The 15,729-nt window shown below is 61.6% G+C and carries 12 protein-coding genes and 2 tRNA genes; 7 read left to right on the top strand and 7 right to left on the bottom strand.

Features of this window, described 5'->3' with window-relative positions:
• Nucleotides 1-3 precede the first annotated feature (3 nt).
• Nucleotides 4-3,687, top strand: a complete 3,684-nt coding sequence (locus tag AAEU42_RS12700; RefSeq protein ID WP_342233936.1) for a phosphoribosylformylglycinamidine synthase — start codon at nt 4-6, stop codon at nt 3,685-3,687.
• Between the two features lie 175 nt (nt 3,688-3,862).
• Here AAEU42_RS12700 and AAEU42_RS12705 read toward each other — a convergent pair whose 3' ends face one another.
• The 4 genes from AAEU42_RS12705 to AAEU42_RS12720 are packed head-to-tail and all read right to left on the bottom strand — an operon-like array spanning nt 3,863 to nt 7,888.
• Complete coding sequence (locus tag AAEU42_RS12705; protein ID WP_342233937.1) at nt 3,863-4,669, bottom strand: nuclear transport factor 2 family protein; 807 nt, start codon at nt 4,667-4,669, stop codon at nt 3,863-3,865.
• Nucleotides 4,670-4,690: 21 nt separating this feature from the next.
• Complete coding sequence (ilvD, locus tag AAEU42_RS12710) at nt 4,691-6,370, bottom strand: dihydroxy-acid dehydratase (RefSeq protein ID WP_342233938.1); 1,680 nt, start codon at nt 6,368-6,370, stop codon at nt 4,691-4,693.
• Nucleotides 6,371-6,379: 9 nt separating this feature from the next.
• Entirely contained in the window at nt 6,380-7,507 is a 1,128-nt protein-coding gene (locus tag AAEU42_RS12715; protein WP_342233939.1) for a YkvI family membrane protein, read from the bottom strand.
• A 57-nt stretch (nt 7,508-7,564) separates the two neighbouring features.
• On the bottom strand, nt 7,565-7,888 hold the full coding sequence (locus AAEU42_RS12720) for a Dabb family protein (protein ID WP_342233940.1): 324 nt from the start codon (nt 7,886-7,888) through the stop codon (nt 7,565-7,567).
• A gap of 223 nt (nt 7,889-8,111) precedes the next feature.
• Between AAEU42_RS12720 and AAEU42_RS12725 the strand changes: the two genes are divergently transcribed.
• The 3 genes from AAEU42_RS12725 to AAEU42_RS12735 all read left to right on the top strand — a co-directional run bounded on the left by AAEU42_RS12725 (nt 8,112) and on the right by AAEU42_RS12735 (nt 10,469).
• Nucleotides 8,112-10,007 (top strand): sigma 54-interacting transcriptional regulator, encoded by a 1,896-nt coding sequence (locus AAEU42_RS12725; RefSeq protein ID WP_342233941.1) that lies wholly within the window; start codon nt 8,112-8,114, stop codon nt 10,005-10,007.
• Between the two features lie 288 nt (nt 10,008-10,295).
• Nucleotides 10,296-10,371: transfer RNA gene (locus AAEU42_RS12730), tRNA-Ala, on the top strand.
• A 22-nt stretch (nt 10,372-10,393) separates the two neighbouring features.
• Nucleotides 10,394-10,469, top strand: a tRNA-Ala gene (locus AAEU42_RS12735).
• 76 nt (nt 10,470-10,545) lie between these two features.
• Here the strand turns inward: AAEU42_RS12735 and AAEU42_RS12740 are convergent.
• From AAEU42_RS12740 to AAEU42_RS12750, 3 genes are all read right to left on the bottom strand, one after another.
• Nucleotides 10,546-11,823 carry an Ig-like domain-containing protein gene (locus tag AAEU42_RS12740; RefSeq protein WP_342233942.1) on the bottom strand — a complete coding sequence of 426 codons (1,278 nt, stop codon included), beginning with the start codon at nt 11,821-11,823 and terminating at the stop codon, nt 10,546-10,548.
• Between the two features lie 93 nt (nt 11,824-11,916).
• Nucleotides 11,917-12,462 (bottom strand): hypothetical protein, encoded by a 546-nt coding sequence (locus AAEU42_RS12745; protein ID WP_342233943.1) that lies wholly within the window; start codon nt 12,460-12,462, stop codon nt 11,917-11,919.
• A gap of 21 nt (nt 12,463-12,483) precedes the next feature.
• Nucleotides 12,484-13,611 (bottom strand): FtsW/RodA/SpoVE family cell cycle protein, encoded by a 1,128-nt coding sequence (locus AAEU42_RS12750; protein ID WP_342233944.1) that lies wholly within the window; start codon nt 13,609-13,611, stop codon nt 12,484-12,486.
• A 176-nt stretch (nt 13,612-13,787) separates the two neighbouring features.
• Between AAEU42_RS12750 and tsaE the strand changes: the two genes are divergently transcribed.
• From tsaE to upp, 3 genes are read left to right on the top strand one after another with little or no spacing between them, the layout of a single operon-like run.
• Nucleotides 13,788-14,207 carry a tRNA (adenosine(37)-N6)-threonylcarbamoyltransferase complex ATPase subunit type 1 TsaE gene (tsaE, locus tag AAEU42_RS12755; protein WP_342233945.1) on the top strand — a complete coding sequence of 140 codons (420 nt, stop codon included), beginning with the start codon at nt 13,788-13,790 and terminating at the stop codon, nt 14,205-14,207.
• Between the two features lie 2 nt (nt 14,208-14,209).
• Entirely contained in the window at nt 14,210-14,920 is a 711-nt protein-coding gene (gene tsaB / locus AAEU42_RS12760; protein ID WP_342233946.1) for a tRNA (adenosine(37)-N6)-threonylcarbamoyltransferase complex dimerization subunit type 1 TsaB, read from the top strand.
• Nucleotides 14,921-14,934: 14 nt separating this feature from the next.
• Nucleotides 14,935-15,564, top strand: a complete 630-nt coding sequence (gene upp / locus AAEU42_RS12765) for a uracil phosphoribosyltransferase (RefSeq protein ID WP_342233947.1) — start codon at nt 14,935-14,937, stop codon at nt 15,562-15,564.
• Nucleotides 15,565-15,729 lie beyond the last annotated feature (165 nt).

Genomic DNA, 15,729 nt, shown 5'->3' on the forward strand with positions numbered 1-15,729 from the left:
TCCATGGTCTACCGTGTTTACGCCGAAAAGAAGGCCCCCTACGCCGTGGAGGCCAAGGCCCTGCTGGAGGAGCTGCGGAACCTGCTGGGCATCGGGGGCTTGGACGGCCTGCGCATCCTGAACCGCTACGACGTGGAGGGGGTGGACGAGGCCCTCTTCCGCCGGTGCGTCCCCGTGGTGTTTTCCGAGCCCGCCGTGGACGAGGTCTACGACCACCTGCCCCAGGGGGACTGCGCCGTGTTCGCCGTGGAATACCTGCCCGGCCAGTTTGACCAGCGGGCGGCCTCGGCCAGCGAGTGCGTCCAGCTCATCTCCGCCGGGGAGCGCCCGGCGGTGCGCTCGGCCAAGGTGTACCTCCTCTCCGGGGCGCTGTCGGCGGAGGACGTGGAGCGGGTCAAGCGGTACGTCATCAACCCCGTGGAGGCCCGGGAGGCGGCCCTGGACAGGCCGGACACCCTGGCGGCGCGGTACGACGCGCCGGAGACCGTGGCCGTCCTGGAGAGCTTCAACGCCCTGGACGCCGCAGGCCTTGCCAAGCTGGGGGAAGAGATGGGCCTCGCCATGGATGGGGCTGACATGGCCTTCTGCCAGGGCTATTTTCAAAAAGAGGGACGGGACCCCACCGTCACCGAGGTGCGGGTGCTGGACACCTACTGGTCCGACCACTGCCGCCACACCACCTTCGGCACCATTCTGGACGAGGTGACGGTGGAGGAACCGGCGGTGAAGGAGGCCTGGGATCTCTATCTGAGGCTCCGGGCCGAGACCAGCCGGGACAAGAAGCCTATCTGCCTCATGGACCTGGCCACCATCGGGGCCAAATATTTAAAGCAGAAGGGCATCCTGAAAAACCTGGACGAGAGCGACGAGATCAACGCCTGTTCCGTCCGTATCCAGGTGGACAACGGCGGAAAAATGGAGGACTGGCTCCTCCTCTTCAAGAACGAGACCCACAACCACCCCACCGAAATCGAGCCCTTCGGCGGCGCGGCCACCTGCATCGGCGGGGCCATCCGAGACCCCCTGGCGAACCGGGGCTATGTCTTTTCCGCCATGCGGGTCACCGGCGCGGGGGACCCCCTGGTGCCGGTGGAGGCGACCCTGGCGGGCAAGCTGCCCCAGCGCAAGTTGGTGACCACCGCTGCCCAGGGCTATTCCAGCTACGGCAACCAGATCGGCCTGGCCACCGGCCAGGTCACCGAGCTCTACCACCCCGGCTACGTGGCCAAGCGCATGGAGATCGGGGCGGTGATGGGGGCGGTGCCCGAGGCCAACGTCCGGCGGGAGGAGCCGACCCCCGGCGACGTGGTCATCCTCCTGGGGGGCCGCACGGGCCGGGACGGCTGCGGCGGGGCCACCGGCTCCTCCAAGGCCCACAAGCTGGAGAGCCTGGAGAGCTGTGGGGCGGAGGTCCAGAAGGGCAACGCCCCCGAGGAGCGCAAGCTCCAACGGCTGTTCCGTAATCCGGCAGCCACCCGGCTCATCAAGCGCTGCAATGACTTCGGCGCGGGCGGTGTGTCCGTGGCCGTGGGGGAGCTGGCCGACGGCCTTATTATCGACCTGGACACCGTGCCCAAGAAATATGAGGGCCTGGACGGCACAGAGCTAGCCATCTCTGAGAGCCAGGAGCGCATGGCAGTGGTGGTGGAGGCCCAAGAGGCCGATGCCTTCATCGCCCTGGCCCACGGGGAAAATCTGGAGGCCACGGTGGTGGCGGTGGTCACCGAGGCGCCCCGGATGGTGATGAAGTGGAAGGGGAACACCGTCTGCGACATCGCCCGGAACTTCCTGGCCTCCAACGGGGCGGAGAAGCACGCGAAGGCAGTCATTTCCGCTCCACGCGCAGTGATGGAGGACCATTCCGCCGCCCCTCTCTCGGAGCGGCTCGGGGCTCTGGTCACCGACCTGAACATCTGCTCTCAGCAGGGGCTTGCCCAGCGGTTCGACTCCACCATCGGGGCGGCCACCGTGCTCATGCCCTTCGGCGGCAAGTACCAGAAGACCCCCGCCCAGGTCATGTCTCACAAGCTGCCCGTGGCGGGGGAGACCGCTACCTGCGCCGGCATGGCCTTCGGCTTTGACCCCTTCGTCAGCGAGCGGGACGAGTTCCGGGGGGCCTGGCTGGCGGTGTGCGAGAGCGTAGCCAAGCTGACGGCGGCGGGCTTCCAGAGGGAAAAGATGTACCTCACCTTCCAGGAGTATTTTAAGCGCCTGGGCGCGGACCCGGAGCGGTGGGGCAATCCCCTGGCCGCCCTCCTGGGGGCCCTCAAGGCTCAGCTAGACCTGGGGGTGGCCGCCATCGGCGGCAAGGACTCCATGTCCGGCACCTTCGAGCACATTGACGTGCCCCCCACCCTGGTGTCCTTCGCCGTGGCCTCCGGGGCGGCGGGAAACGTGATCTCCCCCGAGTTCAAGGCCCCCGGACACCGGGTGGTCCTACTAACGCCGGAGTACGACGGCTTTCTGCCCATGCCGGAGAGCTTCAACGCCCTGTGCGCCAAGCTGGAGGGGCTGATTTCGGAGAAACAGGTCCTTTCCGCCTGGGCGGTGGTCCACGGCGGCGTGGCCGAGGGCCTCTTCAAGATGTGTCTGGGCAACCGCGTCGGCTTTGCCGGGAGTGTGGACGGGGACACCATCTTCGCCGTCCGCCGGGGGGCCTTCCTCCTGGAGCTGGCGGAGGAGGCGGAGGACGTGGGCCTTCTCCTGGGCCGCACCGTGGAGGAGTACGCCTTCACCCTGAGCGGGGAGCGAGTCGATTTGGCGGAGCTGGAGCGGGCCTACGAGGCCAAGCTGGCCCCCGTCTTCCCCCTCACGGCGGCGGGGGAGGGGGCGGCCCCCACGCTCTCCAGCGGGGCGAAGGCTCCAGCTGCTCCCGGCCTCCACATCGCCAGGCCCCGGGTGCTCATCCCGGTTTTCCCCGGCACCAACTGCGAGTATGACAGCGCCCGGGCGATGGAGCGGGCCGGGGCCGTTCCCCAGGTGCTGGTGGTGAACAACCTGACCCCTGCCCGCGTAGAGGAGAGCGTTTCCGCTCTGGCCAAGGCCGTCCGGGAGAACCAGATGGTATTCCTCCCCGGCGGCTTCTCCGGCGGCGACGAACCCGAGGGGAGCGCCAAGCTCATCGCCGCCCTCTTCCGCGCCCCCGCCCTGGCCGAGGCCGTCACCGACCTGCTGGAGCGGCGGGACGGGCTGATGCTGGGCGTGTGCAACGGCTTCCAGGCCCTCGTGAAGCTGGGGCTGGTGCCCTTCGGCAGAATCCAGGACATGACGGGGGACAGCCCCACCCTCACCTTCAACACCATCGGCCGCCACCAGAGCATGTTGGTGCGCACCCGGGTATCCAGCGTCAAATCACCCTGGCTGGCGGGCGCCAAGGTGGGGGAGGTGTACACCGTCCCCATCAGCCACGGCGAGGGCCGCTTCGTGGCCCCGGAGGCCACGCTGAAGGCTCTGGCGGAGAACGGCCAGATCGCCGCCCAGTATGTGGACCTGGCGGGGGAGGCCACCATGGACGGCCTCTATAACCCCAACGGCAGCTATTGGGCCATCGAGGCGGTGACCAGCCCCGACGGCCGGGTGCTGGGGAAGATGGGCCACTCTGAGCGGATGGGAGAGGAACTCTACAAAAATGTTCCGGGCCGTTTTGATATGGGTATTTTCCGCTCCGGGGCGGCCTATTTCCAGTAATATAGAGATTGGCTATGGAATAATGGCGCAGAGGTCCCGGCGGAGCGTTTCAATCATTCTGTCGCCTGGGGGGATACACCCCTTTGGATAGCCTTAAAAAAGTCGTCCCCGCCGCCTTCTTAGGCGGCGGGGACGACTTTTTTAAGGTGGAATAGTTGCCGATGCGATAAATATATCAATACAGCCCGTTATCGTTGATGGGCGGGAACTTCAACACCTCGATGTCTTGAATGGTGTCCCAATGCTCCACGATCTTCCCGTTCTCCACCCGGAAGATGTCCACCAGGTTGCGTCCGGGCTCACCGGGGGTGAGTACGGAGTGGACGTGGAATCCCACCAGGTTTCCTTGGGCCACGGTCAGTTTGATCTCGTTCCGGCCCTGGGGAAAATGCTCTTTGCGGAAGCGGACGAATTTGAGGAAATGCTCCGGGCCGTCCTGGACATGGGGGTTATGCTGGATATAGGTATCCCCCAAAAATTTTGCGCATTTGTCGGCGTCCTTTTCGATGCCGTAGGCGGTATAGAAGGCGGTGACCAGCGCCCGGTTTTCCTCCGTCTTGTCCAGATCGGTGAGGATCTCATCTCCGGCCTGGTTGAAAAGGCCGTTGTCGTTGATGGGCGGGAATTTGAGCACCTCCACGTCCTGGATCACGTCCCAGTGCTCCACCACCTTGCCATCCTCCACCCGGAAAGTGTCCACCAGATTGCGTCCGGGCTCACCGGGGGTGAGTACGGAGTGGACGTGGAGCATGACCTTGTCGCCGTCAGCGATGGTCAGCATTACGTTGTTGCGGCCCTCGGGGAAGTGATCGTGGCGGTACTGAACGAAGCGCAGGAAATGGTCAACGCCGTCCTGTACGTGAGGGTTGTGCTGGATGTATTTGTCTCCGAAAAATTGCTTGCACTTCTCCGCGTCTTTTTCGATGCCATAGGTGCGGTAAAATTCTGTGACAATTTTTTTGCTCTCTTCGGTCTTGTTCATAATAAAACCTCCTGTTCAGTGTTAATCCAGCACGGCGCCCTTGTTAGCAGAGGAAACCAGCCTTGCGTAGCGGGCCAAATAGCCGGTGAGATCTTGCGGGGGAGTGTAGGACCATTCCCGCCTGCGCTGGCTCAGTTCTTCCTCAGATACATGGAGCTCCAGGCGCTTATGGATCACGTCAATGGTGATGGAGTCTCCGTCCCGCACGAGGGCAATGGGGCCACCCTCCGCCGCTTCAGGTGAGATGTGTCCCACAAAGCAGCCGTTGTTGGTGCCGGAGAAACGTCCGTCGGTGATAAGGGCTGTGCTTTTGGCCAAACCCTGGCCGTTGAGCATTTTGAGGGTCAGGTACATTTCCCGCATACCGGGGCCTCCCTTGGGCCCCTCATAGCGTACCACTACCACGTGGCCGGGTTTGATCTTTCCCGCCTTGATGGCCTCAATACACGCGTGCTCTCCATCAAAGCAGATAGCGGTGCCGGTAAACTGGCGCACCTCCTCCGCAATGGCGGCGGGCTTGGCCACGCCGGTATCCGGAGCCAGATTTCCCCGCATGATCACCAGCCCGCCCAGTGTGCTGTATGGGTTGTCCAGGGGACGGATGAGATCAGAAGTGTCCGGAAAGGGATTGGAGAAGCGATCCAGCGTTTCTCCCAACGTACAGCCGTCCACCGTCATCACATTGGTATGAATGTGTTCGCGGAGGGCGCGCATGACCGCCGGAATACCGCCGGCTTTGTAAAGATCCTCACAGTCCTGCGTGGTGGAGGCAGGGGAGACCTTGGCGATGTGGGGGATGGCGCTCAGGCGGTCAAAGGCGTCCAGGACCCGATCTGAGGAGAACCCAAGTTCATGGGCCAGGGCGCAGGTGTGGATGACGGCGTTGGTAGAGCCCCCCACGGCCATAAGCAGCATGATCGCGTTTTCGATGGCTTCCCAGCTCATGATCTGCCGGGCAGAGATTCCGGCGCGCACCAACGCCACGATTTGTTCGCCGCTGCGGAAAGCGCTGCGCTTGCGCTCATGATACACCGCCGGAATAAGGCCGCCGCCGGAGAGGGTCATGCCGATGGCCTCGGAAAAGCTGCACATGGTATTGGCCGTACCCATGAACTGGCAGGAGCCGCAGGTGAGGGAGCAAGTGTTGGTGAGCTGCTGAAGCTCCGCTTCCGTGGCGCGGCCCTGGGTGTAGAGGCCGAAAGCCTCTGATATGGTGGTCGTGTTGCTGCGGGCCTTTTCCCGGAAGGGCGGGGAAGAAAGCATGGCGCCGCCGGGCACCAGAATGGCGGGCAGGTCCAGCCGCGCGGCGGCCATAAGCATCCCCGGAACGATTTTATCACAGCTTCCCAGCAGAATGACGCCATCGAAGCGGTGGGCGCGGCATTGGACCTCAATGGAATCCGCGATCACGTCCCGGGACGGCAGGCAGTAGTGGGAGCCATAGTGGTTATCGGACACACCGTCACAGCAGGCGATAACGCCAAATTCCACCGGGGTGCCTCCCGCACGGTAAATCCCAAATTTCACCTGCTCCGCCAGCATTCGCAAATTGTTGTGTCCCGGCACGGACTCGTTAAAAGAACAGGCGATCCCGATGATGGGACGGGAGAGATCGTCGTCGGTATAGCCGTTGGCCTTGTAACAGGTTTTGTTGGAGATGAACTCCAAATCATTGAAGCTGCCTACATGTTGTTCACGCATGGCAGACCCTCAGGACACACCGGCCGCATCGGCCGCATCCATTTTCTTGATCCGTCTGCGTCCCACGAAAATCGTGGGGATCAGCAGGGTGACGATGCAGAAATAGCCAAGATACTGGAAGCCGGTGCCCACAAGCTTGTTCAGGCCAAAGCCGGAGAAAGCGCTCACGTAGACCAGCATGATGATAGCGATAATGAGCTTGGTGACTTTGGGATTCTTAAACTTGAAAAATCTGCCGTAACGTCCGGAAAGAGCGTTGGAGAAAGAAATCGTGTTCGTGCAGCAGGCGAAAAAGACTACCATGACATAGCAGGCGACCAGCACAGGGGCACCCACGCGGGTGATGACCCAATAGTTGGGCAGGGTATCCTGAATGGCCTCAGGGTAGCCCAGCAGCATGAGGGCTACGACGATGAGAAACAGAGAGTTGAGAGCGATACCAAAAATAATAGACTTCTTTACCTCACTGCGGTTTTTCAGTCCGTGAACTACGGCGATACAGCCGCCAAACACACCGGTGGACTGGAAAGCGGCGTATAGGATGCTGCGCCAGAGAGCGGCACCGCCGTTGGCATCGGACAGAGAGCGCCCTGCGAAGCTGGGGGCAATTCCGCCGTTATTTGTGATGCCTGCAATGACCACGGCGAAGATGGCCACGAAAATGATAACGGACATACCAGTGGAGGCCGCCCGCACAAGGCTTTCACCGTAAATAGAGAAGAAGATGGTGCAAAAGACGATGGCGACGATGCCCAACCATACGGGCGCGCCAAAATAATCATGGAACAGGGTGGAGGCCGTAGCGACGCAGGCGCCGCCCGAGAGCCCTACGGTGCCGACAAAGGAAAACTCAAACAAGTTTGCGAAAATCTTGTGGTAAGGGTCAAACAGCTTGTTGGCAAAGTCCTTAAAATCCACGGCCTTGGTCCTGCGGGAGAATTCCATAGCATAATAAAGACCGAGACCCAGCAAGGCCATCGCCACCAGGGGCATGATCAGAGACCAGAGGCCGTATCTGACAAAATAGGATACGGTCTGATTACCGGAGGCCGCGCCTGGTCCGCAGTGGATGCCGAACCACACGCATGCTACGCCAATCCAGGCGGGGATGAGTGCTTTCTTTGTTTTTCCTTCCATGAAAAAAACCCTCCTCTTAATGTGCTGAATACATGCTTTTTAGAATGGGGTGTGTTACTACGCACCTCCTGAAATGCCTTTACAACTCCCTCCCTCCTCGTGATCAAAGGTAAGCCGCATGACCAGACAGGACTCCACTTGCGCGGCGAAATCCCTGTGCAAGGGGTGATCCAAATAGGTGTCCAGGGCATCCTTGTTGATGAGATCCATACATACCATCAGGTCCGCATTGGAATCCCGCGCCACACAGTTGCGCTCCACCCGCACCTTATGTACGCCGGGTACCTGACGGGCCAGCTCCTCGTATGTCTCCCGGGCCAGGTCAAAGAGTGTGTCGCCCATATAGCCGGGCGTAAACTTCAACAGAAGGTAATGTGTCATACCTCACGCTCCTTTCCTCTTTGTCCGTCGCCCTTTTAGAATGCAAACGCCGTGCCAATTTAGCCAGCATGGACATAAAATAGTTGAATACGCTCGTGCTCCTTGGAATAAACAACAAAAAGTCCGGCTGGCCCGGGTCAATAAAAGAAACATTCTTTTCGTTTTTGAAAAAATGATTTCAAAATTGAAAAGAATGTGCTATATTTCCTTTGGAGGGATGTGCATGGAACCGATCAAAGAAAAGCAATTCTTGGTGGTCGCGCCCGAAGAGGCGCAGAAAGTCCAGGATTTCCAGGGAATCGAGCCCTATATCTACCGGGTGATTTTGTCCAAGCCATGTCCGGAACTCCTGGAGCAGGTAGCCCAGGCCATGAGGGAGACAAAGATATACGGCATCCTCACCCGTGGAAGCCTTGCGCAATACCTTTATGCCAATCATGTGCCGGCGCCCATCTTCCATCTGAAATATGAGCTGTATACCATCCTGGACCTGCTCAGCGAATGTGTGGCGTTGGGATATCACAACATTTGCATTTTTGAAATCGGATATAATACGCCGGGGAGCGAACCCAGCCCCAAGCGGACACGGGTCTCTCTGGAGGGCTGTGAACTCTTTTATTACAAGCTGTACGACCGGGGCGAGGCGGAGCAGGAGATCCGGGAGCTCCACGCCAAAAACCAGGTGGACGTAGTGGTGGGCGACGTGGAGCCCATCCTCATCGCCCGGCGGCTGGGCATCCCATATCGGAACTTTATCATTGACGAGTATTGCTACATGGGCGCAGTGGATGAGGCGCGCTACTCCACCGACATTGCCCTCAAGGAAAAAGCCCAAAACGACTTTATCGAGGTCATGACGAACATCATCTCCGAAGCCGTGGTCATCGTGGACAAGCTGGGGATCATCCGTACCTGCAACCTCCAGGCCGAACGCCTCCTTCTGCGGGGAGAGGGCTACGCCGATGTGAAGGGGTTGCTGGACTGCGATATGGAAACCCTGCTGACCCTCCCGGCCAACTACCTGCTCACCGTCCGGGAACGCAACTACGTCCTCAATATCGTCCCCCGCACCGTGGGGCGGGAAGAGCTCTACGCCCTGGTGCTGAACAGCGTCAACTATGTGGAAAACCTGGAAATTTCCATCCGCCGCCAGAACAAAGAGCGGGGCTTGACGGCCAAGATGACCTTCGAGGATATCGTCTGCCAGGATCCCGCGTCCCGGCGATTGGTGTCCACGGCGAAAAAGTACGCCCGAAGCAACGGCACTATCATTATAAGGGGAGAGACGGGTACCGGGAAAGAGGTGATTGCTTCCAGCATCCACAACGAGAGCGCCCGGGCCGACGGCCCATTCGTTGCCATCAACTGCGCGGTCTTTAACGAAAACCTCATCGAAAGCGAGCTGTTCGGCTATGAAAAAGGGGCTTTTACCGGGGCCCTCAGCAGTGGAAAGCGGGGGCTTTTCGAGCTGGCCCACCGGGGCAGCCTTTTCCTGGACGAGGTGGGGGAGCTTCCCCTCTCCCTCCAGGCCAAGCTTCTGCGGGTGCTCCAGGAGAAAGAGATCATGCGGGTGGGGGGCGATAAGATCATCCCCGTGGATGTGCGGGTCATCGCCGCCACCAACAAAGACCTCAAGAAAATGGTGCGGCAGGGGGAGTTCCGGGAGGACCTCTATTATCGCCTGGCCCTGCTGGAGGTGGAGATCCCGCCCCTTCGGGAGCGGCGGGAGGACATTGTCCCGCTGTTTACCAGCTTCCTGGCTGACGCAGCTGAGCGGGAAAACCGGGCGATCTACTGGGAAGACGTGGATGTCTTTACCCCAATTTTGGACTATGATTGGCCGGGGAACGTCCGGGAGCTGCGCAATTTTTCCGAGCGGGTGGTGCTGTTGTGCGAGGACTACCGTCTGAGCCGGCCTTTTATTGAGGAACTGGTGCGGCAAAAGCGCTCGCCGGAGACAGGCCCCCAGTACGTCTGCCCGGTCACCAACGACTTGAAGGCATTGGAGCGGGATTACATCGCCTTCCTCCTGCGCTTCTTCGGCGGGGATAAGGATAAGCTCTGCGCCTATCTCCATATGAGCAAGACCACCCTCTGGCGGAAGCTCAACGAGGCTTAGTTCGGAGTTCGCGAAAGCCGCGTGACCACAGGCTTATATTCTGACCGCTCGGCCGTGCCGCTGAAAATACGGCGGGGTGAAACAAGTCCCTGACAACAGCGGACCAGGGCACCGGTGAGGCACTGTGACCGTGCTTTGCCGGTGCCCTTTGCGCCGCATAACGATCTCCTGTCCATCCTCTTTATTTGGTAAAGAGAAAATTGAAAGATTGTGTTGACAAGCCGGATAAGTTCTGCTAAAATAACATTCGTTCCGCACGGCAGAGAACTGCGTGAGGGGCGCCTATTTGGGGGTATAGCTCAGCTGGGAGAGCGCTTGAATGGCATTCAAGAGGTCAGCGGTTCGATCCCGCTTATCTCCACCAAATACAACTGAATATCGTATGTGGGGGTATAGCTCAGCTGGGAGAGCGCTTGAATGGCATTCAAGAGGTCAGCGGTTCGATCCCGCTTATCTCCACCATAACAAAAAGGACATCCAAACGGATGTCCTTTTTGTTATTCCTATCTGCAAATGAAAGGCTGCCTTTGGGAGGGGATTACCACTTGAACCAGCCGCCGGTCTCCCGGCTGTCCAGCACGTCGATGGCGCCGGAGAGAAGGACGGCCGCCTGGGCCCGGGTGAGGGGTTCCTCCAAAGCGGCGGAGGTGGGGATGCCGCAGCTGGCCAGGTTGGAGACGGACTGGTTGGCCCAGGCAGGGGCGGCGGCGAAGGTCTCGGCCACGTCGGTGATGTTCAGGGCCCGGTCCAGCACCACGGCGGCCTCGGCAGCGGTGATGGGGGCGTCAGCCTGAAAGACCACCTGGCCGCTCTCGTCCAGGGTACCCTGGATCAGGCCGGACTTGAGCGCGGAGGAGACGTAGGGCTTGGCCCAGGTGGCCATGACCTCATCGTCGGCAAAGCCGGTGAGGGTCACGCCCTCCATGGCCTCCACCCCGGCGGCGGACATGGCCAGGGCGGTGAACTGGGCCCGGCTGACGGTCTCCTGGGGGTGGAAAAAGTACTGGTCCCCCATCTGCTCGCCCACCAGCAGGCCGGTCTCCGCCAGGCGGACGGCCTCCCGGTGGCCCTCCACGCCGGTCATATCAGAATAGGTGACCTTGGTCTTTTGCTTCTCGATCTTGATGGACACGGTGGCGGGGGCGGAGGTGTTGCCCACCGCGTCGATGGCCACGTAGGTGAAGGCATCCTTGCCGGTCTTGTTCTCATAGGGAGTGTAGGTGAAGCTGGCGGAGCCCTCATCGGCCTGGGTCACGGCGCCCCGGGCGGGCTTGCTCACCAGCTGAAAGGTCAGCAGGTCCCCCTCCGGGTCCACGGCGGCAAAGGTGCCGGTGGCCTCCACATTCTTATAGGTGGTCAGCTCCAGGGCCTCGGCCACAGGGGCGGAGTTGGCGCTGGCCAGGAGATAGAGGCCCACAGTCACGTCCTCGCCCACCTGGCCGCCGGCAAAGACGGGGGCAAAGGTGAAGCTGGTGGAGGAGAGCATAGGGGCGGACAGGGGGGTGAAGCGAAGGCCGGAGACGGCGCTCATGGCCACCTCGCTCCCCTCGGGGATGGCCTGGCCGGCGATGGTGAGCATCCCGGCGCTGGGATCGGGCAGGGAAGTGAGGACGATGGAGGACAGATTCCCGTCCCCGGAAACCCGGAAATCATCGGGGGAGAAGGAAATGACGCCGGTGGCGGGGCCGTTCTTGGAGAAGGCGGCCACCGACGGGACCTCCTGGGCGCCGCCGAACAGGGCGGCGGAGGCGGGCAGGGCCAGGGTGAGGGTGCAGATGACGGCCAGCGCCGTCAGGCGGCGGGAGAGACGTTTCAAAGAAAAAACCTCCTTCGGATGGGCAAAAATAGGGGTCAAGACACTGGCCCTATTTTTTGCTGTCCGAAGGAGATTATACAAAGGATGGGAATATCATTTGTCTTGATTTCCCCAAAAGGTGACGTTGACGGTCTCCGGGTCCTCCCCGGCTTGGCGGAGCAGAGCGGCGTAATCGGCCGGGTCCCTGCCGATCACGTATCCCTCCAGAAGGATGCGTATCCCCCGCAGCGTGTCCAAAAGGGCGGGGTCCGCCGGCGTTTCCGACATGTCGTCCAAGTAGGTTTCCAAGGCGAAAAAGAAACCCTGCAGTTCCCCAAGCTGGTCCCGGTCGAGCCCGAGGGCGGTGCTTTCGTGGAACGGGAAGGAGCACTGTGCCACGGTGTCCAGCCGGGTGCTGAGAACGGCGGCGCTCCGCTGGACCTGGGAGAGGGAGAGCCCCTCCCGCTGTTCGCCCGCGGCGTTGAGATAGCTTTTCACAGCATAGTGGAGATCGACGATGTCATCCTGTACCTCCCAAGCCAGCCCGTCCCGGAGTTCCCAGTACAGCCGGAGGGAAACCTGCCCCAGGAGAAGCGCGGCCACAGCCAAAAGAGCGGTGAGGCATTGGAAGACGCGAAGTGTGGATTTTTTCGGTTTCATCACTAGCCCCCCTTTTCCGCGTTATAACTGGCTCCTGTCCCTCAGCCAGCTGGGCAGGGAGCGGGTCTTGATGGAGGAGACCGCCCCCATGGCGGCGAACATGGTGATGATGGAGGTGCCGCCGTAGCTGAAGAAGGGGAGGGTGAGCCCCACGATGGGGAGGACGTAGAGGCACATGCCGATGTTGAGGACGCACTGGAAGAAGAGCATCCCGGCATAGCCCATGGCGGCCAGGGCGGTCATGGGGCTGGGGGCCCGGCGGGCCACCCAGACGCAGCGGGCGATGATGGCCGCCAGAATGAGGATGACCAGGATACAGCCCACCAGACCGAACTCCTCGCCGCAGACGGCGAAGATCTCGTCGGCGCTGCGGGAGGGGAGGGAGCTCTCATAGGGGCTCTGGGTCTGGATGCCCTGGAGGTAGCCCTGGCCGGAGAGCCCTCCGGAGCCAATGGCCAGGATACTGCGACTCTGCTGCCAGCCCGCCCCTTGGGTCTGTTCATAAAGGGTGGCCTGGTTGCCGGTGATGTGGTCGATGACCACGGTGACCCGCCGGGCGAAGTACTGGTCGCTGATGTGAGGCCAGACGAGGATGATGCCCACGACGCACACCACCGCCCCCAGGGCAAACCACCGCAGCTTCACCCCAGAGGTCCAGGTGAGGACCAGAAAGAGGAACAGGTACACCAGCGCCATGCCCAGATCGTGGGACACCACGGCGATCAGCCCCGCCGTCAGCCCCGTGTGGGCCGCCATCTGAAAGACGGATGAGGGGCGGCTGATGCCCTTTTTCTGAAGCTTGGCGCACTGCCAGGCGAAGAGGAGGATGAAGGTGAGCTTGGTGACCTCGGCGGGCTGTATTTCCAGGGGAAAGCCGGGAATGGCGATCCAGCTGCGGTTGCCGCCGTGGGTGACCCCGATGGGGGTGCGCACCAGCAGGTTGAAGCCCAGATTGAAGGCCAGCAGCCACTTCCAGCTCTTCTCCACCAAAAGCTCCAGGTCCACGGAGGAAAGAATGATGTAGACTACCACCCCCAGGAAAATGCCGAGGCACTGCACCGGGACGCTGCGGCTGTTGTCGTTCCAGCGGGTGGCGGTATAGATGAGCACCAGCCCGTAGCCGCTGGCCAGGAGGCACAGGGCCAGCAACAGCTTGTCCCCCCGGGCCCAGAACTCCCGCAGGGAATCAGAAAACCAGGACAGGATACCCGCCCCCTTCCACGCAAAATCAATGAAAACAGTATACCATTCTTTCCCGTCTTATGCTATACTATATGGGCGTAATTTAGGAAAACATCACAAATTCCGGGCCGGGAGGTGGAGAAATGGAATACCGTACCGCCAGCGAGGCCGAGACCGAAGCCCTGGGGGAAGCCCTGGGCAGGACCCTGTCCCCCGGCGCGGTGGTGGCCTTCACCGGGGACCTGGGGGCGGGAAAGACCGCCTTCACCCGGGGCTTGGCCCGGGGCCTGGACATCGGGGAGCGGGTCACCAGTCCCACCTTTACCATTGTCAACGAGTACGAGGGGGGCCGCCTGCCCCTGTTCCACTTCGATATGTACCGTTTGGGCTCCTCCGACGAGCTCTTCGACATCGGCTGGGAGGACTACCTGCGCCGGGGCGGCGTATGCGCCGTGGAGTGGAGTGAGAAGGTGGCCGATGCCCTCTCCGGCTGTATCCAGGTGGACATCCGCCGGGGGGAGAGGGACTCGGACCGGATCGTCAGCATCAAGGGGGGACACTGAGCATGAAGATACTGGCACTGGAATCCTCCGCCCTGGCCTGCTCGGCGTGCCTGTGCGAGGACGATTTTCCGATCGCACAATTTTATGAGAACAGCGGCATGACCCACTCCAAAACCCTTCTGCCCATGGCGGAGGAACTGCTGAAGCACTGCGGGGTGTCTCTGGGGGACGTGGACGTGGTGGCCGCGGCGGCGGGGCCGGGGTCCTTCACCGGCCTGCGCATCGGCGTGTCGGCGGCCAAGGGGCTGGCCTGGGCGCTGGATAAGCCCTGTGCCAAGGTCTCCACGCTGGAGGCCATGGCCTGGAACCTGGCGGCCCTGCCCGGCCAGATCTGCCCCGTGATGGACGCCAGGAGGAGCCAGGTCTACAACGCCCGTTTCTCCTCCGACGGCGAGGCCATCCGCCGCCTGGCCCCCGACCGGGCCATCGGGCTGGAGGAGCTGGCCGCCGAGCTGGAAACAGAGGGCCAGCCGCAGATTTTAGTTGGAGACGGCGCCCAGCTATGCTATAATGATTTCATCAAACGGGGCCTGAAGGTCCGGATGGTCCCACCCAACCTGCGGTTCCAGAACGCCTGGGGGGTGGCGAGGGCCGCCCTGGACCAGGCGCGGGAGGGCAGGCTCATCCCGGCGTCCGAACTGACGCCCGATTACCACCGGCTCTCCCAGGCGGAGCGGGAGCGGCTGGCGCGAGATAAAGAAAAAGGGGAATGACTGAAATGGATCACATGGAAAAAGTACACGTATTGGACCACCCGCTTCTTCAGCACAAGCTGTGCATCCTCCGGGACGAAAACACCGGCGTCAAGGACTTCCGGGAGGTGGTCAGCGAGATCGCCACCCTGATGTGCTATGAGGCCACCCGGGACCTGCCCCTGGCCGACGTGACCATCAAGACCCCCGTGGCCACCGGCACCTTCAAGCAGCTGGCGGGCAAGAAGCTGGCCATCGTCCCCGTCCTCCGGGCGGGCCTCGGCATGGTGGACGGTATCCTGACCCTGATCCCCTCGGCCAAGGTGGGCCACATCGGCCTCTACCGGGACCCGGACACCCTGGAGCCGGTGGAGTACTACTGCAAGATGCCCACCGACATCTCCGAACGGGAGGTCATCATCCTGGACCCCATGCTGGCCACCGGCGGCTCCGCCTCCGCGGCCATCCAGTTCATCAAGAACTATGACGTTAAGCACATCAAGCTTATGAACATCATTGCCGCCCCCGCCGGCATCGAGCGGGTCCACAAGGACCATCCCGACGTGGACATCTACGTGGCCGCCGTGGACGAGAAGCTCAACGACCACGGCTACATCGTCCCCGGCCTGGGGGACGCGGGCGACCGTATTTTCGGCACGAAGTAAAAACTTGTGCCGGGGCGTGTCCCCGGCCTGCGGGGACAATTTTTAGACCCGGACTTTGCCTGAGACGAAAAAACCATCAAAAAGACGGCTGAACACACCGGTTTCAGCCGCCTTTTTGTACTGTTTACGCCAAAGCATTTGCGGGGAATCCCTTGCAACCGGCAG

It is taken from the genome of Pseudoflavonifractor phocaeensis (assembly GCF_038439875.1).
Classification (GTDB): Bacteria; Bacillota; Clostridia; order Oscillospirales; family Oscillospiraceae; genus Vermiculatibacterium.

Excerpts from the sequence above, each read along its gene's own strand:
- AAEU42_RS12700 (WP_342233936.1), top strand. The coding sequence starts at position 4 with ATGGTCTACCGTGTTTACGCCGAAAAGAAGGCCCCCTACGCCGTGGAG.
- AAEU42_RS12705 (WP_342233937.1), bottom strand. The coding sequence starts at position 4,669 with ATGAACAAGACCGAAGAGAGCAAAAAAATTGTCACAGAATTTTACCGC.
- ilvD (WP_342233938.1), bottom strand. The coding sequence starts at position 6,370 with ATGCGTGAACAACATGTAGGCAGCTTCAATGATTTGGAGTTCATCTCC.
- AAEU42_RS12715 (WP_342233939.1), bottom strand. The coding sequence starts at position 7,507 with ATGGAAGGAAAAACAAAGAAAGCACTCATCCCCGCCTGGATTGGCGTA.
- AAEU42_RS12720 (WP_342233940.1), bottom strand. The coding sequence starts at position 7,888 with ATGACACATTACCTTCTGTTGAAGTTTACGCCCGGCTATATGGGCGAC.
- AAEU42_RS12725 (WP_342233941.1), top strand. The coding sequence starts at position 8,112 with ATGGAACCGATCAAAGAAAAGCAATTCTTGGTGGTCGCGCCCGAAGAG.
- AAEU42_RS12745 (WP_342233943.1), bottom strand. The coding sequence starts at position 12,462 with ATGAAACCGAAAAAATCCACACTTCGCGTCTTCCAATGCCTCACCGCT.
- tsaE (WP_342233945.1), top strand. The coding sequence starts at position 13,788 with ATGGAATACCGTACCGCCAGCGAGGCCGAGACCGAAGCCCTGGGGGAA.
- tsaB (WP_342233946.1), top strand. The coding sequence starts at position 14,210 with ATGAAGATACTGGCACTGGAATCCTCCGCCCTGGCCTGCTCGGCGTGC.
- upp (WP_342233947.1), top strand. The coding sequence starts at position 14,935 with ATGGAAAAAGTACACGTATTGGACCACCCGCTTCTTCAGCACAAGCTG.